18 protein-coding genes and 2 pseudogenes are annotated in these 21,553 nt (G+C 65.7%); 10 read left to right on the forward strand and 10 right to left on the reverse strand.

Translation table 11 applies throughout. The features are described from left to right. Positions 1 to 119 precede the first annotated feature (119 nt). Positions 120 to 1,373 (reverse strand): ATP-binding protein, encoded by a 1,254-nt coding sequence (locus tag AC13EK_RS11260; RefSeq protein ID WP_069336143.1) that lies wholly within the window; start codon positions 1,371 to 1,373, stop codon positions 120 to 122. 99 nt (positions 1,374 to 1,472) lie between these two features. Here AC13EK_RS11260 and AC13EK_RS11265 point away from each other — a divergent pair, with 99 nt between their 5' ends. The 5 genes from AC13EK_RS11265 to AC13EK_RS11285 all read left to right on the forward strand — a co-directional run bounded on the left by AC13EK_RS11265 (position 1,473) and on the right by AC13EK_RS11285 (position 5,436). Next, on the forward strand, positions 1,473 to 1,913 hold the full coding sequence (locus AC13EK_RS11265; RefSeq protein WP_069336144.1) for a hypothetical protein: 441 nt from the start codon (positions 1,473 to 1,475) through the stop codon (positions 1,911 to 1,913). Positions 1,914 to 2,010: 97 nt separating this feature from the next. Beyond that, entirely contained in the window at positions 2,011 to 3,189 is a 1,179-nt protein-coding gene (locus tag AC13EK_RS11270) for a glycosyltransferase (RefSeq protein WP_069336145.1), read from the forward strand. 65 nt (positions 3,190 to 3,254) lie between these two features. Next, entirely contained in the window at positions 3,255 to 3,539 is a 285-nt protein-coding gene (locus AC13EK_RS11275) for an HPr-rel-A system PqqD family peptide chaperone (protein WP_069336146.1), read from the forward strand. After that, positions 3,536 to 4,399 (forward strand): HprK-related kinase A, encoded by an 864-nt coding sequence (locus AC13EK_RS11280; protein WP_483022202.1) that lies wholly within the window; start codon positions 3,536 to 3,538, stop codon positions 4,397 to 4,399. The genes AC13EK_RS11275 and AC13EK_RS11280 overlap by 4 nt, the downstream gene beginning before the upstream one ends. Next, positions 4,396 to 5,436 carry a nucleotidyltransferase domain-containing protein gene (locus AC13EK_RS11285; protein ID WP_069336148.1) on the forward strand — a complete coding sequence of 347 codons (1,041 nt, stop codon included), beginning with the start codon at positions 4,396 to 4,398 and terminating at the stop codon, positions 5,434 to 5,436. The genes AC13EK_RS11280 and AC13EK_RS11285 overlap by 4 nt, the downstream gene beginning before the upstream one ends. A 1-nt stretch (position 5,437) precedes the next feature. Here the strand turns inward: AC13EK_RS11285 and AC13EK_RS11290 are convergent, their stop codons facing one another. Beyond that, positions 5,438 to 6,031 carry a TetR/AcrR family transcriptional regulator gene (locus AC13EK_RS11290; RefSeq protein ID WP_069336149.1) on the reverse strand — a complete coding sequence of 198 codons (594 nt, stop codon included), beginning with the start codon at positions 6,029 to 6,031 and terminating at the stop codon, positions 5,438 to 5,440. Positions 6,032 to 6,103: 72 nt separating this feature from the next. On the opposite strand from AC13EK_RS11290, the gene bdcA reads away from it, so the two are divergent. The 4 genes and pseudogenes from bdcA (at position 6,104) to AC13EK_RS11310 (ending at position 9,247) form a co-directional block, all read left to right on the forward strand. Then, entirely contained in the window at positions 6,104 to 6,817 is a 714-nt protein-coding gene (bdcA, locus tag AC13EK_RS11295; protein WP_069336150.1) for an SDR family oxidoreductase, read from the forward strand. Between the two features lie 172 nt (positions 6,818 to 6,989). Then, positions 6,990 to 8,180: a chromate efflux transporter gene (gene chrA / locus AC13EK_RS11300; RefSeq protein ID WP_004210883.1), complete on the forward strand. Its 1,191-nt coding sequence runs from the start codon at positions 6,990 to 6,992 to the stop codon at positions 8,178 to 8,180. A gap of 408 nt (positions 8,181 to 8,588) precedes the next feature. Then, a pseudogene (locus AC13EK_RS11305) lies at positions 8,589 to 8,891 on the forward strand (phosphatase PAP2 family protein); the annotation flags it as partial. 161 nt (positions 8,892 to 9,052) lie between these two features. Next, the gene (locus tag AC13EK_RS11310; protein WP_268801828.1) at positions 9,053 to 9,247 is read left to right on the forward strand and encodes a phosphatase PAP2 family protein; all 195 of its coding nucleotides are present in this window, start codon (positions 9,053 to 9,055) and stop codon (positions 9,245 to 9,247) included. 2 nt (positions 9,248 to 9,249) lie between these two features. On the opposite strand, the gene AC13EK_RS11315 is transcribed toward AC13EK_RS11310, so the two are convergent. From AC13EK_RS11315 to AC13EK_RS11335, 5 genes are all read right to left on the reverse strand, one after another. Further along, the gene (locus AC13EK_RS11315) at positions 9,250 to 10,626 is read right to left on the reverse strand and encodes an amidohydrolase (RefSeq protein WP_069336151.1); all 1,377 of its coding nucleotides are present in this window, start codon (positions 10,624 to 10,626) and stop codon (positions 9,250 to 9,252) included. Positions 10,627 to 10,721: 95 nt separating this feature from the next. Then, positions 10,722 to 11,729, reverse strand: a complete 1,008-nt coding sequence (locus AC13EK_RS11320; RefSeq protein WP_069336152.1) for a DUF2279 domain-containing protein — start codon at positions 11,727 to 11,729, stop codon at positions 10,722 to 10,724. A gap of 228 nt (positions 11,730 to 11,957) precedes the next feature. After that, complete coding sequence (locus AC13EK_RS11325) at positions 11,958 to 13,472, reverse strand: S10 family peptidase (RefSeq protein ID WP_069336153.1); 1,515 nt, start codon at positions 13,470 to 13,472, stop codon at positions 11,958 to 11,960. Further along, positions 13,472 to 14,815, reverse strand: coding sequence for an MFS transporter (locus tag AC13EK_RS11330; RefSeq protein ID WP_419183508.1), 1,344 nt, complete (start codon positions 14,813 to 14,815; stop codon positions 13,472 to 13,474). Before AC13EK_RS11330 ends, AC13EK_RS11325 begins: the two co-directional genes overlap by 1 nt. A 151-nt stretch (positions 14,816 to 14,966) precedes the next feature. Further along, positions 14,967 to 16,364 (reverse strand): helix-turn-helix domain-containing protein, encoded by a 1,398-nt coding sequence (locus AC13EK_RS11335; protein ID WP_069336154.1) that lies wholly within the window; start codon positions 16,362 to 16,364, stop codon positions 14,967 to 14,969. A 147-nt stretch (positions 16,365 to 16,511) separates the two neighbouring features. Between AC13EK_RS11335 and AC13EK_RS11340 the strand changes: the two genes are divergently transcribed. Then, positions 16,512 to 18,104 carry an isocitrate lyase gene (locus AC13EK_RS11340; RefSeq protein ID WP_069336155.1) on the forward strand — a complete coding sequence of 531 codons (1,593 nt, stop codon included), beginning with the start codon at positions 16,512 to 16,514 and terminating at the stop codon, positions 18,102 to 18,104. Positions 18,105 to 18,347: 243 nt separating this feature from the next. Here the strand turns inward: AC13EK_RS11340 and AC13EK_RS11345 are convergent, their stop codons facing one another. From AC13EK_RS11345 to AC13EK_RS11355, 3 genes and pseudogenes are all read right to left on the reverse strand, one after another. Continuing rightward, on the reverse strand, positions 18,348 to 20,156 hold the full coding sequence (locus AC13EK_RS11345; RefSeq protein ID WP_069336157.1) for a DUF885 domain-containing protein: 1,809 nt from the start codon (positions 20,154 to 20,156) through the stop codon (positions 18,348 to 18,350). 333 nt (positions 20,157 to 20,489) lie between these two features. Next, positions 20,490 to 20,783: a LysR family transcriptional regulator gene (locus AC13EK_RS11350; protein WP_419183507.1), complete on the reverse strand. Its 294-nt coding sequence runs from the start codon at positions 20,781 to 20,783 to the stop codon at positions 20,490 to 20,492. A gap of 629 nt (positions 20,784 to 21,412) precedes the next feature. Further along, a pseudogene (locus AC13EK_RS11355) lies at positions 21,413 to 21,553 on the reverse strand (IS5 family transposase); the annotation flags it as partial.

The raw sequence follows: 21,553 nt of genomic DNA on the forward strand, positions 1-21,553 counted from the left end.
GATTCGCAATGTCGCGCCCCTCAGGGAGGCGCCTAGCCGCGGACCATCGCGCCTTTGTGACAGTCAGATTGCATTTTCATGACATAGGGGCCGGATCGCGTCTTCGGCGTGAAATTTTCTTACGCCCTCGTCTTGGTCGCCGTGTCATCGGCCGGGGCGCCGGGCAGCAAGATGCTGACATTGGTGCCTTTTCCAAGGACGCTGGAAATATCCAGCCGGCCACGATGCCGTTCGACAATATGTTTGACGATGGCCAGGCCCAGACCCGTGCCGCCCATCGCCCGGCTGCGGCCCGAATCGACGCGATAGAATCGCTCGGTCAGGCGGGGGAGGTGATCGGGGCCGATGCCTTCGCCTTCGTCCGCCACGGACAGGCGCACCATGCCGCTGGGCCCTTCACTCAGGGTGACATGGATCGGCGTGCCGGGGCGGCCATATTTGACCGAATTGCCGACGAGATTGTGGATCAGCTGGGACAATTGGGCGCGGTCGCCCTGGATCGCCGGCAGGCCGGGCGTGATCTCCATCTCCACCTCGCGGCCGCGATCGCCATTGCTGGTGCGGAACACGCCGACCACTTCGGCGGTCAGTTCCGACAGGTCGACGGCGGCTTCGGGCAGGCGATATTTCTCCGCCTCGATCCGGCTCAATGAGATGAGATCGTCGATCAGCCGCTGCATCCGGCGCGCTTCGCCGTCCATGATCTTGAGGAAGCGCTTGCGGGTTTCGACATCCTTGCCCAGTTCCGGGTCGGCCAGCGTCTCGATGAAGCCCAATATGCCGGCCAGCGGGGTGCGCAGTTCATGGCTGGCATTGGCGACGAAATCGACGCGCATCCGCTCGGCCGCGTAGGTGCCGCTATGGTCGACCAGATGGACGAGGCGGCGCATGTCGCCGACCGCCCCGACCGAAGCGATGCGCATCTGCCAGCGCTGTTCGCGGGTGCCCAGGCCCACCAGTTCGATCATCACCGGTTCGGCGAGTGGGGCAACGCTGGCCAGCCGCTCGGCGGCGGCGGGGTGGCGGATGGCGATGCGCGCGTCCTCCCCCTCGATATGGCTGCCGAGCAGGCGTTTGGCGGCCTGGTTGGCATGGACGATCCGGCCCCGTTCGACCAGCATCAGCGGATCGGAAATGGCTTCCAGCAGGCCGGGAAAATCGGGATGGGCGAACAGGTCGGGCGCATCGAGCGCGATCGTCGGCACGTCGCGGCCGACCGGCACGCCTTCGGCCGTGATGACCAGCACGATCAGGCCGGCGAGCACCGGCAGGGCGATGGCGAGCGGCGATCCGCCGAGAATCAGCGCGCCGCCCGTGCCGAGTAAAAGCACGGCCAGCGAGGCCGTAATCTGAGAAATTGTCAGTCGATTCATGGTTACCGTGCTGGATTTTGCGCGCATTTGCTGCGATGGCTACAGAGAATAGCGCCCAATATTTACGCTTTGGCAAGCGCGATAGCGGAACATTGTGACATGAGCGAGCCCATCCCCGGACCGGAAAGCGTGGAGCCTGAAAAGGCGACGAACGATACCGTTGTGCCCGATCTGGCCGTCCCTTCGCGGCGCCAGTTGCTGATGGGCGGCGCGGTCGCGGCATCGGCGATCGTGTCGATCCGCCCGGCATTGGCCAATACGGCAGCGTCTGTTCTCAACTGCACCATTCCGGTGCCCGATCCGTCGCGGTCGGGCAATTATATCGCGCCCAATGGCCAGATGGTGCCGGCGGGAACGCCGGGCGCCTATCCGGCGAGCGGGCGCACCTATACCGGCGAGCAGGTCAAGCAGGCATTGCGCGGCCGGCCGCTGCCCGGCACCAGCTATGAGCAGAATCAGGCCTATCTGAACTATATTCGCCGCCTCCAGTCGGGACAGAGCGGCTTTACCTGTTTCGCATCGCTGCAAATGCCGCGTTAAGCCCCAAAGCCGGGTTGAACTGAAAGAACCGATTACGGGTCGCCCGCGTTGACGGCGTCGAAGCATCGACATTTCCGTCGAGCGCAAGGGCGACACCATGTTCCATGCACGCCAGGTGGCGGCACAATCTCCATTCGCGGTCGTCTATCTCTATCGCCCCGGTGACGGGGGGCTCGACCGGGTCGCGATCCAGCTTGCCAACCATCTCCATCGGCGCGGCCTGCGGGTCGAATTATGGCTGGCGCATCTGGACGGGCCGCTGGCCGGGATGATCGACCCGGCCCTGACGGTTCGCCGTGTCTGTGCGCCGCGCTGGGTGCGGCGGCTGTCGATGATCGCGCAATTCCTGCCGCTGGCCGCGATGGTGCGGCGCCATCGGCCCGATGTCGTCTATTCGGCCGGCAACCAGAGCAACATGCTGGTCGCCGCCGCGACGCTGGGCACGCAGACCCGCGCGGTCGGCCGCATTTCCAACCCGATCGTTCGGCCGGGACAGCAGGGCCTGTCCGCCTGGGCGCGCAAGACCCGGTTTCGCGCGATTGCCAGGGCCTGCAGCATGACCATCGTCATGGGCGAGACCGATCGGCAATTGCTGGCCGAGGAAGGGCCGCTTGGCGGTCGCGACGTGCGGCTGATGCCGCGCCCCACCGTCACCCGGCTGATGGAACAGGCCTGCAACGATCGCGGCACAGCCTGTTGCCCGCAGCGCCCGGCCCAATTGCTGATGGTCGGGCGGCTGGCGCCGCAGAAGGATCAGGCGACCGCGCTGGCCGCGCTGGCGCAATTGCGGAATCGCGACTGGCGGCTGCGCATCGTCGGGCAGGGACCGCTGCGCGCCCAGCTGGAGGCGCAATGCGCGCGGCTGGGCCTGTCGGACCGGGTCGAGTTTCTGGGCTTCGTCGATTGCCCGCACCGCATGGCCAGCCTGTTTGCCGAAGCGGACCTGCTGTTGCAGCCGTCCTGCTGGGAAGGGCTGGCAGGCACGATGATCGAGGCGCTGGGCTGTGGCGCGGGCGTGGTGGCGACTGATTGCACCCGCAATATCCATCCGCTGCTGGCCGCCGCTGGCCAGCATCCGCCGGTGCCGGTCGGCCATGTCGATGGCTTTGCCCGTGCGATCGAATGGGCGCTGGCCCATCCCGCGCCGCCCGAGCAGCTGGCGCAGGCGGTGCGCGAACATGGGCTGGACCGGGCGCTCGACACCTATATGCGCGCGCTGATGACGGTCGGCGCGCGGGAGCTTCCGGTCGGCGTTGCGCTGCAGGCCTTTCCCTGATGCGTTAGGCACTTGGCTACCCTTTTGGCTTTAGGGCAAGAGGGAGCCATGGAGGTGCCGGACGCGTGGTCAGGGAAGAAGTTTATCGTCGAGAAGGGGCGGAGGCGATCATCGTCCGGCCGCTGGATGATATCGTCCTGCTCTATCATCGCCCGTCGGGCCAGACCCATATGGTGATCAGCCCGGTGCCCGAGATATTGGACGCCATGGCCGACGGCCTGCCGGCGAGCGCAACGATGCTGCGCGATCGGCTGGCCCTGCTCTATGATCTGGGCGAGGGCGATGTGGTGGGCGAGATCGGTCAGCATCTCGCCTATCTCGACCGGATCGGACTGGTGCGGCCGGCATGAGGCACAGCCTGACCCTGCGCATCGGCCCGGCGACCTTCCGCATCGTTTCCGCCTGGGCGCAGCCGATCGACCAGTTGAAGCGCCTCTATGCCGATTATCCCGATGCCGATGGCGCGATCGCCGATTTCACCGTGCGGTTGCAGCCGACCAGCGCGGTCCGGCGCTGGGTGCGACCGTCCATCTTCATCACCGGCGATCATGGCCTGGCCGATGCCGCGCCGATGAGCCTGGCGCATGGGCTGCTGGCAGCGGAAATGGGGATGAACCTGCAGATGGCGCTGGGCTGGCGCCGACATCTGCTGCTCCATGCGTCGAGCGTCGAGAAGGACGGGCGGGTGCTGGTGATGACCGGCGAGTCCGGATCGGGCAAGTCGACGCTGGCGGCGCAACTGGGCGAGCGCGGCTGGCGTCTGATGGGGGACGAGTTTGCGCTGCTCGATCTCGACAGCGGGGCGATATTGCCCTTTCCCCGGCTGGTGTCGCTCAAGAACAAGGCGATCGAGGTGATCGCGGGCGAGGTGCCGGGTGCGCGTATGGGGCCGCTGCTGGGCGCGACGGCCAAGGGCGACATTCGCCATATGGTGCCGCGCGCCGATGCTGTGGCGCGGATGGGCGAGGGCGGGATGCCGGCGCTGTTGCTGTTCCCCCGCTTCGGTTCGGGGCCGGCGGAACGGCCGGTGGGGCAGGGGGAGGTGTTCATGCGCCTGACCCAGGCATCGACCAATTATGTGGCGCTCGGCGAACCGGCGTTCGCCGCGCTGACGCGCTTCGTGGCGCAGGTGCCGGCGCGGGCGATCGACTTCCCCTCGGGCGAGGCGGCGATCGCCATGGTCGACCGGCTGTGGAGCGAGATCGCATGAGCGCAGCGCTGCTGGTCGGGGCCTTGCGCGATCCGGCGACGACTACGGGGCTGGATGCAGCCGGCTGGAACAGCCTGATCGCGATGGCGCGGGCGGAGCGGCTGATCGGCACGCTCGCCTTCCGGCTGGACGGGCGGGCCGTGCCCGATGCGGTGCGGCCGATCCTGGCGGATGCACGGGAGGATGCGGCACGGGAGGCGCGGCAGGCGATATGGGAAGCGGACCGGGCGCGGGCGGCGCTGGCGCCAATCGGTCTGCCGGTGATCCTGCTCAAGGGCACGGCCTATGCGGCGGCGGGCCTGCCGGCGGGGCGGGGGCGCTTCATCGGCGATCTCGACATATTGGTGCCGCGCGATCGGATCGATGCGGCGGCCGATGCGCTGATCGCGGCCGGCTGGGAATGGGTCAAGGAAGACCCCTATGACGACGCCTATTATCGGCAGTGGATGCATGAGCTGCCGCCGATGATCCACACCGAGCGCGACCGGATGATCGACGTGCATCATACCGTGCTGCCGCTGACGGCGCGGCCGACGCCGGATGCCGCCGCGATGATGACGGACGCGGTTTTGATAACCGATGGATTATATATGCTGTCGGCTGAGGATCGGGTCTGTCATGCTGCAGCGCATCTGCTGGCGGACGGCGATTTGCAGGGGGGGCTGCGCAACCTGTGGGATATTCATTACCTTTGTGAGGAATCGTCGGAACGACAGGATGATTTTTACCTCTGTCTCTTCGAGAAGGCGGCGCATCACCAATTGACCGCAGCAGTTTGGCGCGCGTTACGCCTCTCTCGTCATCTCTTCGATACCGAGGTCAAAGCCTATCGAGCGCCTATAGAGGTCGATTATAAATTGCGTTGGAGCGACCGAGCTTTCATCAGCCGGCTGCTGGCGCGCAATGGCTGGGGGCAGGAGACGCGTAAAGCGCTGGTCTTCGCCTTCTTCGTGCGGTCTCACTGGCTGCGCATGCCGCCGCTGATGCTGGCGCGCCATCTGTTCACCAAATGGCGCAAGGGGCATCGGCCGCAATAGGTCAGGGTTGGGCCAGGGCCGCTTCCAGCGCGAGACCGGCCATGTCGGCGATGGCGAGCAGCCGCTCGATCGGCTTGCCGTCACGGGCATCGGACGACAGGCCGGACATGACCGCCACCATATAATCGGCGACCGGCAGCGCCTGGTCGGGATGGTCGGGGGTCAGATAGTCCCGGACCCGGTCGACGCTTTTGTCCTTCCAGCAGCGCGCCTGGGCGGCGGCGATGGCGTCGGCACCCCGTGCGGCCTCCAGCACCATGCAGCCCGGCGCGGCCGGGTCGGCGGCATAGATGCGCGCGGCGGTCCGCAGCAGTTCGGTAAGTGCGGTGGCTGGCGGCGTGCCGGGCACAAGGATATCGTCCACCGGCAGGGCATTGCGGGCGTAGCGCGCCAGCACCCGGTCGAACAGGGACGCCTTGTCACCGAAAGCGGCATAGAGGCTGGGCGGATTGATCCCCATCGCCTGCGCCAGCGCGGCGACGCCGACACCATCATAGCCATGGTGATGAAACAGCGCCTGCGCCGCAGAAAGGGCGGCGTCCTCGTCGAAGGAACGCGGGCGGCCCCGGCTCTTGGCTTTTTCTTTAATGGTCATTACAAAAATCCTTGACGGGCGCGATTGGTGATTTATATAGCGATCATTACAAATTTAGCAAGGAATTGTCCCATGACCGATTTCACTGCCAAGAAAGTCCTCGTCCTCGGCGGCAGCCGGGGTATCGGTGCAGCGATCGTGCGGCGCTTTGCCGGTGACGGCGCCGATGTCGCCTTCACCTATGCCGGGTCGCAGGATGCCGCCACCGCGCTTGCCGCCGATGTCGGCGCCCGTGCCATCCGCTCCGACGCGGCCGATCGCCAGGCGGTGATCGAGGTGGTGGCGGGCGAGGGCGCGCTCGACGTGCTGGTCGTCAATGCCGGCACGCTGGTGCTGGGCGATCCGCTGACGCTGGACGCCGATGCGGTCGACCGGATGATCGATATCAATGTCCGCGCGCCCTATCATGCGGCGGTCGAGGCGGCGCGGCAGATGAACGACGGTGGTCGCATCATCGTCATCGGTTCGGTCAATGGCGACCGCATGCCGTTCGAGGGCGGCGCGGCCTATGCGCTGACCAAGTCGGCGCTGCAGGGCATGGCCCGAGGTCTCGCCCGCGACTTCGGCGCGCGCGGCATCACCGTCAACATCATCCAGCCCGGCCCGACCAATACCGACATGAACCCGGCCGATGGTCCGATGAGCGCCACCATGCACGGCTTCATGGCGATCAAGCGCCATGCCACGGGCGAGGAAATTGCCGGGCTGGCCGCCTATCTGGCGGGGCCGGAAGCGGGCATCATCACCGGTGCCATGCACACGATCGACGGCGGCTTCGGCGCCTGATCGTCCGTTCGGGAGGGGCGGCTGAAAGGCCGCTCCATCCTGTTGCGCCGCCTCTTTTCTTCGCGGCGCGCGATGCTATGATGAGCGCCAACGGGCCGTGCGGGCGCCCGTTCAGGCGATGATCGTCCAAGTTCCGCTCCCTGCGCCGCGCCTGCGGCAGGAGCCGATGACGATGACGACACTGGATGATGGCCCACCGCCGATCCGCCTTTTCCCGCTGTTCCTGAAATTCCTGCGCTTTGGCTGCCTGGCCTTTGGCGGGCCGGTCGCGCAGATCGCCATGCTGCGCCAGACCTTGGTGGAGGAGGAGCGCTGGCTGTCCGGGCCGCGCTTCAACCGTTTGCTGGCGGTGATGCAGATATTGCCCGGCCCCGAAGCCCATGAACTATGCGTCCATATGGGCATGATGGCGCGCGGCCGGATCGGCGGGCTGCTGGCGGGGTTGGGCTTCATGCTGCCCGGTCTGCTGCTGATGCTGGTCGCCGCCTGGCTCTATCGCGACTGGATCGCCGGCGCGGGCTGGGCGCTACCGGTGCTGTTCGGCATTCAGCTGGTGGTGCTGGCGATCATTGCGCGCGCGGTGCAGCGGATCGGCGGCCATGTGCTGGAGGACCGGTTGCTCTGGGCGCTGGCGGTGGGCGCCTTTGCCGCGACTTTGCTCGGCACCCCTTTCTGGATTCCGTTGCTGGCGGCGGGGCTGGTCCATGCCTTTCGCGCACGGCCCATATTGATCGGCGCAGTGCTGGTCGGGGCGGTCATGCTGGCGTTGCTGCTGCACAAGGGGACAGTGGCGGTCGCGCCGATCCCGATTGTGGTTGGTGCCGCGCGACCCGACATGCTGCTGCTGTTCATTGCCGGGCTGAAGGGCGGGCTGCTCACCTTTGGCGGCGCCTATACCGCCATTCCCTATGTGCGCGGCGATACGGTCGGGCGCGGCTGGCTGTCGGACGGGCTGTTCCTCGACGGGGTGGCGCTCGCCGGCATATTGCCGGCGCCCTTGGTGATCTTCGCGACCTTTGCCGGCTATATGGCCGGGGGGCTGGGCGGCGCGCTGGCGATCACGGCGGGCATGTTCCTGCCAGCCTTCGCCTTTTCCCTGATCTTCTATGAGCGGCTGGAAGCGCTGGTCGAAAATCCGGCGCTCCACCATCTGCTGGCCGGGGTCGCGGCGGCGGTGGTCGGGGTGATCGCGGCGACCCTGGTGCAACTGGGTTGGGCGGCGGCGATGCGGGCGGACCGGCTCTGGGCGGCGGGCCTGATCCTGCTGGTCGGCGCGCTCTGCGCCTGGCGGATCAAGGGGCGGTGGAGCATGCCGGCGATCATCGCGCTGGGCGGTGGCGCGGGGTGGTTGTTGCAGCCCTGACAGGGGCGCCATGCAACGGTTCATCGCAGCTTAAGCACGGGAGGCGGAAGGGCGGCCTTTCCGCCTTTCTTCCCGGACATATGCGTGATGCCGTCGATCGAAACCTCCTGGCCTCTGGCTGAGCCTGTTGCCGCGCAGACGGCGCGTCCGGTGCCGATCGTCACGCGGCCATTGGCGATCCGGCGGCATTTTCTGGCGGCGCTGGGCGGGAGCATGCTGCTGCTCGCCCTGCTGCTGGACATGGCGGATCTGCGCATCGATTTCTGGCAGCCGAGCAGCATCGCCTATGGCGCGGCGGCGGCGCTGTTGCTGGCGCTGCGCTTCGGCCTGCCGCGCAGCGGCTGGCGTCATGCCGGGACGGTGGCGCCATTTGCCACCTATGTCGGCCTGTTCACGCTGATCTCGGTCATGGGGGCGGCGGCCAGCTATCCCGTGGCGGCGCTGACCCATGGCTATGCCGACGCGACCTTGCAGCGGATCGACGCGGCGCTGGGGTTCGACTGGCTCCATTGGTATCGGCTGACGGCGTCGCACCGGACACTCCAGTTCCTGGAAACGGCCGCCTATCGCAGCATCTATGTGACGCCGGCCCTGCTGCTATGGTGCATGGCGCGGGCGGGTGAGCAGGAACGGGCCTGGCGCTTCATCGCGACCTTCTGGCTGGCGGCGGTCATCACCCTGATCCTGTTCAGCCTGATGCCGGCGGTTGGGCCATTCTCCTATCTGTGGCACGAACCGATCCGCTACATGCCCGAAAGCGAGCTGTGGCAGCAGGGGCTGATCCCGGCGCTGCGGACGCATGCGGTCCATGCCGTCGATCTGGGCAGTTGCGCGGCATCGTGTCGGCGCCCAGCTTCCATACCGCGGCGGCGGTGCTGTATATCGCGGCGGGCTGGCGGATCGCAGCGCTGCGCTGGCCGATCGTCGCGCTCAACGCGGCGATGCTGCTGTCCACGCCGGTCGAGGGCACCCATTATCTGATCGACATGATCCTGGGGCTGGGCGTGGCGCTGACCGCGCTGGCGCTGATGGAGGTCCATCGGCGCCGCTGCGCGGCCAGCGCATAAGCTCAATCCTTCTTCAGGATATCCATGGCGAGGACGGTCATCGCCTCGCTGGCGGTGGCGATCACCTTGTCGGCCTCCGGCGCCCAGAACGGGCTGTGCAGCGAGGGCAGGGTGATCTGGCCAGCCTGCGCCGCTGCCATCTTGTCCGCCGGCACGCCGCCGACCCAGAAGATGAAGCTGTTGATCGACTTGTCGGCACGGTAGAAGCGGCCGAAGTCCTCGCCGCCCATCACCGCCGGGGTCTTGACCACGCGGCCCTCGGCGAAATGCCCCTTGAGCAGCGCGCCCATCTGTTCGGCAAATTCGGGCGGGTTATAGGTGGACGGGGTGAACTCGTCCTTGACGCTGACGACCGGCATCTTGTCGTCGGGCACGCCCGCCGCAATCGCCTCGCCACGGGCGATCCGCTCGATCCCCTTGATCAGCTTGGCGCGGGTCTCGTCCGAATAGCTGCGCACGGTCAACAGCAGCAGCGCCTGGTCGGGGATGATGTTGTGCTTGGCGCCCGCCTGGAAGCTGCCGACGGTGACGACGGCGGGATCCTGCGGATCCTGTTCGCGGCTGACCAGAGTCTGCAGCGAGGTGACGATGCGCGAACCCAGCACGATCGGGTCGCGGGTCGTCTGCGGATAGGCGCCATGGCCGCCCAGCCCCTTCACCACGATATCGACGCTGTCGACATTGGCGAGGGCATAGCCCGGCGTATAGCCGACGACGCCGGCCTGGAGATTGGCGGCATCATGGAAGGCGATGGCATGGGTCGGGCGCGGGAAGCGGGTGTAGAGCCCGTCCTCCAGCATGTCGCGGGCGCCCTTGCCCACTTCCTCGGCCGGCTGGAGGATCATCACCAGCGTGCCCTTCCACTTGTCCTTCTGGCTGGACAGCAGCTTGGCGGTCTCGATGAAGGCGGTCATGTGGGTGTCATGGCCGCAGGCGTGCATCACGCCGGTTTCGACCCCCTCGGGCGTCTTGGTGCGGACCTTGGACGCGAAGTCGAGGCCGGTCTGCTCGACCACCGGCAGGCCGTCCATATCGGCGCGGATCAGCAGCACGGGGCCCGAGCCATTCTTCATCACCGCGACGACGCCGGTGCCGCCGACCTTCTCGGTCACGTCGAACTTCATCGCTTTCAGTCGCTTGGCCAGCTTGGCGGCGGTGTTCACCTCCTGCAGCGAAAGCTCGGGATTGGCATGCAGGTCGCGATAGAGGGTCATCAGCCCCTCCATGTCCCTGGCGATCAGGCCAGGCAGTTCGCTCTGCGGCGTGGGGGTAGGCTGGACCATGGCCGGCTGAGCCGGCGGCGGCGCAGCCGGGGTTTGGGCGACGGCGATGGACGAAAAGCTGACAGCGGCCAGAAAGGCCGTGAGCGCGTGGCGCATATGATTGAATCTCCCTTGCTGGGCAGGAGCATAGGGGGATTTTACGGGCGTTAAAGGGGGATTGTTACGGTGCTGGCCTGCGCGCGCGGCAAGGTTCAATAATAGTCATAGATGCCGGTATAGGGGAGCTGGAAATAGTTGAGGCCGCTGCCGATCATGCGGCCGACGCGCGACCGGCTGTTCTTGAAGAAGAGTTGCTTGATGTTGAGCGCGACGCCGAAGAAGATGTCGCGTTTCGGGGGGATGCCGGCGGCGCGGTCGGCGAGGGTGAAATCCTTGCCGCGATAGCCGACCTGCAATTCGACGAGCCGCAAAGGGCTCGCTTCCAATTTCCTGAACCCGGCCAGTTCGAGCGACAGCAGGAAATGCTGCTGTTCATAATGGCGCTTCCCCTTGAAGCTGTAGACGTTGGAATTGGGCACCATCATCAGCCGGAAATCCAGCTTCTCCTCCAGCCCCGGTACGGTGTGACGCAGCACCGAGAAAGCGGCACCGGCAGTATTGAAGGCGATATCCTGGTAGGAAAAGCCGCTGTCGCTCTTATGCCCATCCCATAATTCGCCGTAGAATTGCAGCGCGGTCGACAGCAGGGCCGCCGGCAAGGCGGCCGCTGCCCGGTCGCCGGTCTTGCGGGCGATGCGCGCGCCCAGAAATTCGGCGAAGAGATAGGCATTGAAGGCGTGCGTCAGCTTGTCGATGCCAAGATTGTTGGTGTTCTTGCCGAACCATCCTTCATCCTTGACGTGAAAGGATGTCGTGTCGTCGGTCCAATAGGCCTGGGTGGCGGTGATATAGGCGAAGAGCCCCAATGTTTCCCATTTGGCCGCCGCCATCCGGCTGCCGAGCGAGCGATAGCGGTCGGGATCGATTGCAGCCGGGCTATCTGTATCGACGACGATGGATGGACCGACACTGTCCGGCAGTTCGGTTTCCGGCTTTTTTTCCGGCGTGAGGCTGGCGAGATCGAAGGAGATGGTCTCGTTCACGGTCAGGGCGGCAGGCGATGCCGTTTCGCCTGAACCATGTGCGAGCGGGGAGATGTCGGCGCTTTCCTGGGCGCGGACTTGCGACGGTGCGACGGTTGCGAGAAGCGCCGTCAGCATCGACGCGCGTAACGATCGCCCGCTTGGGCCTGCATGGTCCGATTGTCGCGCCAACGCCCCTTGCCCCTGTGAAAAGACAAAGCGACCCTTGTTCTGGAATGCATATTATCGGACGGGCGGCAGCGAATATATTCGTGTGAAATGCCTATAAGCGGGCAGGAAGCACGATGGATGGCCTCGAAGCCGAAGACAGCGCCCGCCCGGCTGATTTCCGGGCGGGCGGCATCATCATCGCTGCGAGATGAACGCCCGGATATCCGCGCTCAGCTTGCGCAGGTCGTCGGGGCGGACATACATCATGTGGCCGGCATCATAATAATGATACTGGATCCGCGCGGGATCGAAGCCGGTGCGGCTCATCGCATATTCGGCGCCGAAGAAGGGGGTGGCGAAATCATACCAGCCCTGGCCGACGAACACCTTGAGCCCGCTATTCTCGCGCAAGGCCTTGCTGAGATAAGGGGCGACGCTGGCGTAAACTTCGCTGTCGCGGCCGCGCTGGCCCTGCAGCTTCCAGTCCCAGCCGCTGACCCCGCCGATCGTCACATAGCTGCGGTCGGTCTTGTACTTCAGCTCGTCGCGGGCATAGCTGTTCATCGCCGCGGTATAGGCGCCGTCGATCGCGTAGAAGCTGGGGTCATTGTCCGGCTCCTCGCCGGCCGCATCATAATCCTTGCCGGTATAGCGGGTGTCGAGGCGACCGATGGAGACGCCCCGATCGCGCAGCAATTCCTTGTAGAAACGGCCCGGCGAAATGCGCAGTTCTGCATGGTCGACAAACTGCTCCGACAGGCCGGTGAGGCGGGCCAGTTCGGCACGGACGCTGGCGCGTTCCTGGTCCGACAACTGGTTGCCCTTCAGCAGCGCGGCGGCATAGGGGCCGATCGCGAAGGCGCGGGCCTGCTGCGCGGCTTCGGCCACGGTGGCGGGCGGATTGCCCATCTTCTTGTGATACCAGGCGGTCGTCGCCATCGAGGGGAGGTTGAGGATATAGGGCATTTCATTGCCCTGCACCTCGGCCGATGCGCCGAAGTCGAGGATCGACGAGATCAGGATGATGCCGTTGACCGCGACGTCGTTATAGCTGCCCTCCAGCTCGTTGATCAGCGCGACCGAACGGGTGGTGCCATAGCTTTCACCACCGATATATTTGGGCGAGGACCAGCGGCCATTCTCATTGAGCCACAGGCGGATATATTCGGCGATCGACTTTGCGTCGGCCGACACCCCCCAATAATCCTTGGGATCCTTCTTGCCGATGGCATGGGAAAAGCCGGTGCCGACCGGATCGATGAAGACGAGGTCGGTGACGTCCAGCAGCGATTCGGCATTGTCGACCAGCGGATAGGGCGGCGCGCCGTCATCCTGTGCGTCGGGCAGCACCACGCGCTTGGGGCCGAAGGCGCCCATGTGCAGCCAGAGCGAGCCCGAGCCCGGACCGCCATTATAGAGGAACGTGATCGGGCGCTTCTTGTCGCCGCCATCCTTGACATAGGAGGTGGCATAGATGGCCGCGAGCGGCTTGCCGTCCTTGTCCTTCAGATAGGTTTCGCCGGTGGTCGCGGTGTAGCTGATCGCCTTGCCGCCGAACACGCCCTTATGATGGGTGACCGAGACATTGGGGGCGGGCACGCCAGCTTCGGCGGCCGGTGCCTCATCCTTCTTCTTGTCCCCGTCCTGGGCCTGCACGGCCATGGGCATGATGGCCAGCGCGAGCGCGGCCAGCGAAATCGTCAAACGCATTAAGGATGCTCCCCTTTCTTTTGTGGCGCATGCGCTAGCGGAGAGAGAGCCATGCGGGAAGGGGGCTCAGCGGGGCTGTGGCGCTTTGGCGCGCTTTCGGGCAGGCGCCATAGCACCGGCAATACGCCGAGCGCGACGATCGCGATCAGCCATCCGGGCGCCGACGCCCATCCGCTCGCCTGCGTCAACTGATGCGACAAATAGGGGGTGAGGCCGCCGAACAGGGCGGTCGCGCCGGTGGCGCCAAAGGCGAGGCCACTCAGCCGCCCTTCGCCGGGAAATTGCTCGGCCGTGGTCACGGCGCCGACCGCGCTCACCGCCCCGCCCAGCGCCGCCAGCAGGATCGCACCGACCAGCGCGCCGCCCAATGCGCTGCCCTGCGCCATCAGGGCAAAGAGCAGGGCCGGCAGCGCCACGCCGGCCAGCGCCAGCGCGACCAGTACCGGCCGCCGGCCGATCCGGTCGGACAAGGCACCGACCAGCGGCGTCACCAGGATCACCACCAGCGCCGCCAGCGTCGAGAGTGTCAGCGCATCGGCCTCGCCCATGCGGCCGGTCCCGATCAGGAAGCTCGGCACATAGACGATGCCGACATAATAGGTGATCGACCCCAGCGCCGAAATGGCAAAGCCGCGGCCGATCGCCGGCCTATAGGCGCGCAGACTGAGGCGCAACGGCTGGGCCGGGATGCTGCCACGGGCGCGCTGCGCCAGGAAATCGGGCGATTCCTCGATCCGCGACCGCGCCAGCAGGATGAGCGCCGCAAGTCCCGCGCCAACCAGAAAGGGCATGCGCCAGCCCCAGTCGGCCAGTGCCGCCTCGTCCAGCAGCGCCACGGTCAGGGCGGACAGCGCCACTGCCAGCAACCCGCCGACCTCGCTCGCCGCCGACGCCAGGGACGTGATGAGGCCCCGCCGGCCGGGCGGCGCCCCTTCCAGCAGATAGGCGACGACGCCGGTATATTCGCCCCCGACCGAGAAGGCCATGACACAGCGCAGCGCCAGCAGCAGCCAGCCCGCCGTCGCCCCGGCCTGCGCCTGGGTCGGCAACAGCGCGGTCGCCAGCATCGCCGCGCTCATCAGCGCCATCGACAGCAACATGGTCGGCCGCCGGCCATGGCGATCGCCGATATGGCCGAAGAATATCGCGCCCAGCGGCCGCATCAGATAGGCGATCGCAAAGCCTGCCAGCACATGGCCCACACCCGCCGCGCCGCCGCCATAGAAGATGCGTGACAACAAGGTGGCGAGATAGAGATACAGGGTGAAGTCATACCATTCGACGATGGTCGACAGCCCGGCAATCGCCAGCGATCGCTTCGAGAGGCTCTGCGGTGCCCCCATCGGCGGCATTTCCTCATCCATCAGAGCCCACCCCCCCAATCCGTTCGCTTCGAGCCTGTCGAGAAGCGGCAAGCGCCGACCTTCATGTCCCGCTTCACCCCGTTTCTCGACAAGCTCGAAATGAACGGAGGCAGGTAAGCGCCCCATCTGCCTAACCATCGGCAAAGCCGAACGGCGCCCGCGTCCGCCGATAATCGTCGGGCAGCATGTCGCGGCCGATCGGCGGGGCGGACCGGGCCATGCACTGGCTGCGGTGGCACAGGCGACAGGTTACGCCGATCGGCGTTGGCGCGGGGGGCGGCGCATCCTGGCTATAGACCAGCCGATGGGCATGGTCGGCCGCGCAGCATAGCGCGATCGCCCGCTCCACCTTCGCCGCACCCCAACTGCCGCCGCCGGCGGTGACGGTGCGCGCGATCGAGAAGAAGCGCTGGCCGTCGGGCAGTTCCAGCCATTGCGTCACCACCTCGCGCGGCGTCTCGAACACGCGATGCACCGACCAGAGCGGGCAGGAACCGCCATGGCGGGCAAAGGGAAAGCCGGCCCCGTCCAGCCGCTTGGAGACATTGCCGGCCTGGTCGACCCGCAGGAAGAAGAAGGGGACGCGCTCCTGCCCCGGCTTCTGCAACGTGGTAAGCCGGTGCGCCGCCTGCTCGAAGCTGACGCCGAACTGCCGGGCCAGCGCCTCGACATCATAGCGCTTGGCCTCCACCGCCTTGGCGAAGGCGGTATAGGGCATCAATATCGCCGCCGCGCCATAGCCGGCCAGCGCCCGCCGGGCGAGCCGCCGCCCGCTTTCGCTGGCGAACTGCCCGTCCTTGAGCAGCGCGTCGAAGCCCTTGCGCATCTCCAGATAGGCGATCTGCAACGCCAGTTGAAAGGCCGAGCTGGCGCCGTCCAGCGCATCGTCCAGCAGCACCGCGTCGCGATGCCGGTCGAGCCGCCGCATCGATCCCGCCATCACGTCCGACGGCAATCGCCGCACCCGCAAATTGTGCCGCGCCTTGAGCCAGCCCGACAAACCACCCTCGGCCTCCGCTTCCGCCGCCAACTTCTCGGCCGCATCGTCGAGCAGCGGGAAGCTGTTGCGCCGCGCAGCGATGAAGCGCCGCGCCTCCGCCACCGGATCGGCGCCATCCTCCTGCGGCTCCGCCTCTGCCCCCCGGTCCGCCAGCGCCAGATGCTCCTCGCGATAGCTGGTATAGAGCCGCAGCAAAGCTTCTGTAATGCCGGGATAATTGACCGCGACATCGCCGGTTGCCAGTTGCGGCAGGTCGATATCGGCGAACATCGGGTCTTTCAGCACCGCCTGCAGCCGCGCCGTCTGTTCCGCGCCGCCGTCGCCCGCCACCTCGGCCATGTCCAGCTTGTATGTCCGCGCCAGCCGCAGCAGCATGTCGGCGGTCAGCGGCCGCTGGTTGCGCTCCAGCAGCGCGACATAGGAGGCGCTGATCTCCAGATCATTGGCCATGTCGGCCTGCGTCAGCCCCAGCTCGCGCCGCAGCCGCCGCAATCGCGGTCCCATATAGACGGGACGATCCTTGGCCATGACACCGACTCCTGTACGCTCTTTACAACTTTACAGCAGATTTTTGTAAAGATCGACAACTGGACTTTGGCAGGGGTGCCGCACCCCATTCCCTGTGTCTACTTCGCTGTCATTCTTTCTTGCAGCTCACCCCAAGGGAATGACGATATGACCTATCAAAGTGAAATCGCGAAGGCCGACACGCTGATCGGCGGCCAGGGCCATTGGGATGGCATTGCGCCCGAATCCGTCGCCCGGATGCGCCTGCAAAACCGGTTCCAGAGCGGCCTCGACATCGCCCGCTACACTGCAAAGATCATGCGCGCCGACATGGCCGCCTATGATGCCGATCCGGCCAACTACACCCAGTCGCTGGGCTGCTGGCACGGCTTCATCGGCCAGCAGAAGATGATCTCCATCAAGAAGCATTTCGGCACCACCAAGGGCCGCTACCTCTATCTCTCGGGCTGGATGGTCGCGGCGCTGCGCAGCGAGTTCGGCCCGCTGCCCGACCAGTCGATGCATGAAAAGACCAGCGTCCCCGCGCTGATCGAGGAACTCTACACCTTCCTGCGCCAGGCCGACGCTCGCGAGCTGGGCGGCCTGTTCCGCGATCTCGACAAGGCTCGCGCGGAAGGGGACGAGGTCCGCGCCGCCAAGTTGCAGCAGCAGATCGACAATCATGAAACCCATATCGTCCCGATCGTCGCCGACATCGACGCCGGCTTCGGCAATGCCGAGGCGACCTATCTGCTCGCCAAGAAGTTCATCGAGGCTGGCGCCTGCTGCATCCAGATCGAGAATCAGGTCTCGGACGAAAAGCAGTGCGGCCATCAGGACGGCAAGGTCACGGTCCCGCATGAGGACTTCCTCGCGAAGATCCGGGCGGTCCGCTACGCCTTCCTGGAACTCGGGATCGACGACGGCGTGATCGTCGCGCGCACCGACTCGCTGGGCGCCGGCCTCACCAAGCAGATCGCCTTCACCCGGCAAGCCGGCGACATTGGCGACCTGTATAATGGCTTCCTTGATTGCGATGCCGTCGATGCGACCGCGATCGGCCATGGCGACGTCCTCATCAGCCGCGACGGGCAATTGCTGAAGCCCAAGCGCCTGCCGTCGAACCTCTATCAGTTCCGTGCCGGCACCGGCGAGGATCGCTGCGTCCTGGACTGCATCACCGCGCTCCAGAACGGCGCCGACCTGCTGTGGATCGAAACCGAAAAGCCGCATATCGGCCAGATCGGCGGCATGGTCAGCCGCATCCGCGAGGTCATCCCCAACGCCAAGCTGGTCTATAACAATTCGCCCAGCTTCAACTGGACGCTGAACTTCCGTCAGCAGGTGTTCGACGCCTGGGAGAAGGAAGGTCGCGACCTTGCCGCCTATGACCGGGCGAGGCTGATGAGCGCGGACTATGACGCCACCGACCTCGGCGTCGAGGCGGACGAGCGCATCCGCACCTTCCAGAAGGATGCGGCGGCGCAGGCAGGCATCTTCCACCACCTCATCACCCTGCCGACCTATCACACCGCCGCGCTCAGCACCGACAATCTCGCGAAGGAATATTTCGGCGAGGCCGGCATGCTGGGCTACGTCAAGGGCGTTCAGCGGCAGGAAATCCGCCAGGGCATCGCCTGCGTGAAGCACCAGAATATGGCCGGCTCCGACATTGGCGACGACCATAAGGAATATTTCGCCGGCGAAGCCGCGCTCAAGGCCGGCGGCGCCCACAACACGATGAATCAATTCGCGGCCTAAAGGCCGCGGGGGAACCAGTTTGCGGCCTAAACACCGCAGGCGCCCCATCTTCCCGGCGATATCCCGATGCTTGTCGGGAAGATGGGTTCCGCAAGCGTAACAAGCATGGAAGATTAGGGTTTCGCGGCCGGGGCCGTGAAGACAGCCAGTTCGCGGGGACTTCGACACTCCCTTCGCGATTTGGGTGGAAGGACCCTCGACGGCCCGGTGGCGCACCACCGGGCCGTTTTTTGCATATTGGTTTTAGACGATCCCCGCCCGCTGGCGCACCGCCTGCTTCAATATGTCGAGCGGCATCGCGCCCAGCGTCAGCACCTCATGGAACTGCTTGAGGTCGAACTTGTCGCCCTGCGCCTTCTTCACTTGCTCACGCAGGTCGTTCCACACCGTATGGCCGATCTTGTAGCTGCATGCCTGGCCCGGCCAGACGGTATAGCGGTCGATCTCGCCCTGGCTGCGGCCGCGCGCGATGCCGGTGGTGGCAATCAGGTAATCGGTCGCCTTCTCGCGGCTCCAGCGCTTGGCATGCATGCCGCTGTCGACCACCAGCCGGGTGGCGCGGAACAGCAGCGACTGGAGATAGCCGACCTGGCCCAGCGGATCGCCCTTGTACATGCCCATCTCGTCGGCCAGTTGTTCCGAATAGAGCGCCCAGCCCTCGGAATAGCCGCTGTAGAAGCCGCGGCGGCGGATCATCGGGATCGAATCCGATTCCAGCGCCACCGTCACCTGCAGATGGTGGCCCGGCACCGCCTCATGATGGGTCAGCGTCGCAAGGCCGAACTTGGGCCGGTCGAACGTGTCGCGCAGGTTGATGAAATAGATGGCCGGCCGCGACCCGTCGAGCGAGGCGTTCTGATAATAGCCGCCCGGCGCGCCCGCCTGGATTGTCACCGGCACGCGGCGCACCTCGACCGGCGCCTTGGGCACGGTGTTGAACGCCTCGCCCAGCCGCGCCTGCATCGCCTTGATCTGGCTGTTGAGCTGCGCCAACAGTGCCTCCCGGCCCGGATCGGTATTGGGGTAGAGTTGATCGGGGCGCTTGTTGAGCGCGACCAGACGGTCGCCGACCGTGCCCTGGCTCATCCCTTCGCCCTTCAGGATCGCGTCGATCCGCGACGAGATGCTGGCAACTTGATCCAGACCCATCTGATGAATCTCGTCGCCGGTCAGCCGGGTCGTGGTCGCGGCTTCGGCGGCGGCCGCGTAAAAGGCTTCGCCGTCGGGCAGGCGCCAGCAGCCGGCATCATGCACCGCCTTGGCGCGCAACTGCTGCACCAGCGCGCGCTGGCGATCGACGGCGGGGAAGACCTTCTCCGCGACGATCTTTTCCGCCTGCGCCGCGCGTTCGGGCGGCAGGCCGGCGGCGGCCAGCTTCTTGGCAAAGCTCGCCACCAGCACGGTCTGGGCTGCGGGCTGGTCGCGCAGCGCCGCCTGCATCTTCATGGTGGTGTCGAGGATATAGTCGGGCGCGAACACGCCCTTGGCCGCATCCGCCTTCTGCCGCTCCAGCTCGCCATCCATGCTGACGGGGAAGGCTTCGAGCCGCGCCAGATAGGCGTCGGCATCGGCTGCGTCCTTCACCCGGTGCTGGCTGTCGAGGAAATCGGGCGTCTCGCGATAGGAGCCGGTCAACTGGCTCAGGATATAGGGGGCGTAGCGGCCCGCCGTCTCGCCATAGGCGAAACGTTCGCCACCGACCGCGCGGTCGAGCTGATAGGCGACGACATCATAGTCGAGCTGGCTGGCCGGGCTGAGCGTTGCGCGGTCCAGGCTCGCCAGTTGCTTCGCCTGCGTCTTGGTCCGGGCCAGATCGCGGGCCGCGCCGGCAGCGCTGGTGTCGCTGAGCTTGCCGCGCAGCGCGGCGCGGGCGCCGGTGTCGAGGCCAAGGCGGGTCGCCTGTTCCGGGCTGTCGTCCAGCCGCTCATAGAAGAAGCCGTCCAGCATGGCGCGCAGGCGGGCATCCTGCGATCCCGGCTGCGCAAAGGCGCGCGGGGCGGATGCGGCCAGCGCCGTGGCGCCGCTGGTGGTGAGGAATTGGCGTCGGTTCACGAAATGCTCCCTGTTCTGGCCCTGGCACGAACGGTCGCCCGCCGCCGGGGTCGCCTTAGTGCCGCGCATGCAAGGGCTTGGCTAGAGCGGTTTTCGAACTGGTTGAATCAAGGAAACCGCTCTAGTTATTTGTTTTGCCGTGATTTCTTAATCAGCAATCGATGCCGATTGCTTGGAAATCGCTCTAGGGGCGAGGAGGGAATGACGCGACAGTTGAAAGTTCAAACCGTCATGCGTCGTGATTTCGGGGCGATTTTGGCGACAACGCGCCTGTCGCGCGCCGGTGAAGCGACAGTGGAGCGACACTGAAGCGACACTGAAGCGACACTGGGGTCACACCGAAGCGACAGCGACGCGACAGTCAGGCGACAGCCGGGCGACATTTACCGACCGATCGGTCCCCTGTGCGGGTAGAGGGGGGGGGCGGATCGGCGCGAGCGGATCGGTCAGGCGCGCGGCGTGGAGCGCCAGCGCATTGGCCCAGCAGCGGTCGAAGCCGGTGCCCGCGAGCCGATCGCGCAGCCGGTGGGCGCTGGAACGGGACATGCCGACCATCTGCGCGGCATGGCTGATATTGCCGGTTTCGAGCAGCGCGGCGAGGAAGCGCGCTGACGATCGGGCGTCCATTGGCGGCGAGGGCGCCGGGCTGGCGCGGCGGGCGGAGGAGGAAGAGGCTGGTTCATCCGGCAGGATAGAACAGAAAAAGCCCTGTGTAGGAAAGAGCTGCGTTGGGCGGGAGGGATAGCTGTCGGTCTGGACGCGAGCAGAAGCGGAAATGTTCCCCTCCCGTGACGGGAGGGGAATGGCGGGGAATCCACCTCCCGATCGCTGTCCAACGGGCTGACGGGAGCTAAGCTTTCACGTTAGCTGCCTGTCCGATCCGGGGGGAGCCGCCCGGCTCGCAGCGCCCCACTGTAGCCGCACAGCGCAAAATTCTAATCCCAGAGTGCCGACCGTCCGCTTTTAGAGCTTGGGCACACGAGATTGCCGCAATTGTTGTACCCAGCCTGATCAGAAGATGACATCAGGATTGTTTATATATATTATCAAAATTTCCATTTCGACTTATGTTAAAGGGCTGCATCTTCATGATGAGTTCCGACGCACTTTATTATCCTTTTTCCAGATGCATGGACTCCTCGACGCTCAAACAATATCTCCTGCTTTTCGATAGCCTAACGTTTCTTGATGTCGTTGACGACGATCAGTGGCGAAGTCAGCTCTACAGAGGGCTAGAAGACGAGCATCGCGGTTATCTAGGTTTCGTGGACAAAGGGTATCCATTGCAGGGCTGAGACGAGATTGACGAAGCCGAGGTAGGACTCTTTGGTTTTGTCGTATCGAGTTGCGATACGCCGCCAGTTCTTGAGTTTGTTGAAGAGGCGTTCGACAAGATT

This window comes from Sphingobium sp. L-44, assembly GCF_056859495.1.

Excerpts from the sequence above, each read along its gene's own strand:
- AC13EK_RS11260 (WP_069336143.1), bottom strand. The coding sequence starts at position 1,373 with ATGAATCGACTGACAATTTCTCAGATTACGGCCTCGCTGGCCGTGCTT.
- AC13EK_RS11265 (WP_069336144.1), top strand. The coding sequence starts at position 1,473 with ATGAGCGAGCCCATCCCCGGACCGGAAAGCGTGGAGCCTGAAAAGGCG.
- AC13EK_RS11270 (WP_069336145.1), top strand. The coding sequence starts at position 2,011 with ATGTTCCATGCACGCCAGGTGGCGGCACAATCTCCATTCGCGGTCGTC.
- AC13EK_RS11280 (WP_483022202.1), top strand. The coding sequence starts at position 3,536 with ATGAGGCACAGCCTGACCCTGCGCATCGGCCCGGCGACCTTCCGCATC.
- AC13EK_RS11285 (WP_069336148.1), top strand. The coding sequence starts at position 4,396 with ATGAGCGCAGCGCTGCTGGTCGGGGCCTTGCGCGATCCGGCGACGACT.
- AC13EK_RS11290 (WP_069336149.1), bottom strand. The coding sequence starts at position 6,031 with ATGACCATTAAAGAAAAAGCCAAGAGCCGGGGCCGCCCGCGTTCCTTC.
- bdcA (WP_069336150.1), top strand. The coding sequence starts at position 6,104 with ATGACCGATTTCACTGCCAAGAAAGTCCTCGTCCTCGGCGGCAGCCGG.
- chrA (WP_004210883.1), top strand. The coding sequence starts at position 6,990 with ATGACGACACTGGATGATGGCCCACCGCCGATCCGCCTTTTCCCGCTG.
- AC13EK_RS11315 (WP_069336151.1), bottom strand. The coding sequence starts at position 10,626 with ATGCGCCACGCGCTCACGGCCTTTCTGGCCGCTGTCAGCTTTTCGTCC.
- AC13EK_RS11320 (WP_069336152.1), bottom strand. The coding sequence starts at position 11,729 with ATGCTGACGGCGCTTCTCGCAACCGTCGCACCGTCGCAAGTCCGCGCC.
- AC13EK_RS11325 (WP_069336153.1), bottom strand. The coding sequence starts at position 13,472 with ATGCGTTTGACGATTTCGCTGGCCGCGCTCGCGCTGGCCATCATGCCC.
- AC13EK_RS11330 (WP_419183508.1), bottom strand. The coding sequence starts at position 14,815 with ATGGGGGCACCGCAGAGCCTCTCGAAGCGATCGCTGGCGATTGCCGGG.
- AC13EK_RS11335 (WP_069336154.1), bottom strand. The coding sequence starts at position 16,364 with ATGGCCAAGGATCGTCCCGTCTATATGGGACCGCGATTGCGGCGGCTG.
- AC13EK_RS11340 (WP_069336155.1), top strand. The coding sequence starts at position 16,512 with ATGACCTATCAAAGTGAAATCGCGAAGGCCGACACGCTGATCGGCGGC.
- AC13EK_RS11350 (WP_419183507.1), bottom strand. The coding sequence starts at position 20,783 with ATGGACGCCCGATCGTCAGCGCGCTTCCTCGCCGCGCTGCTCGAAACC.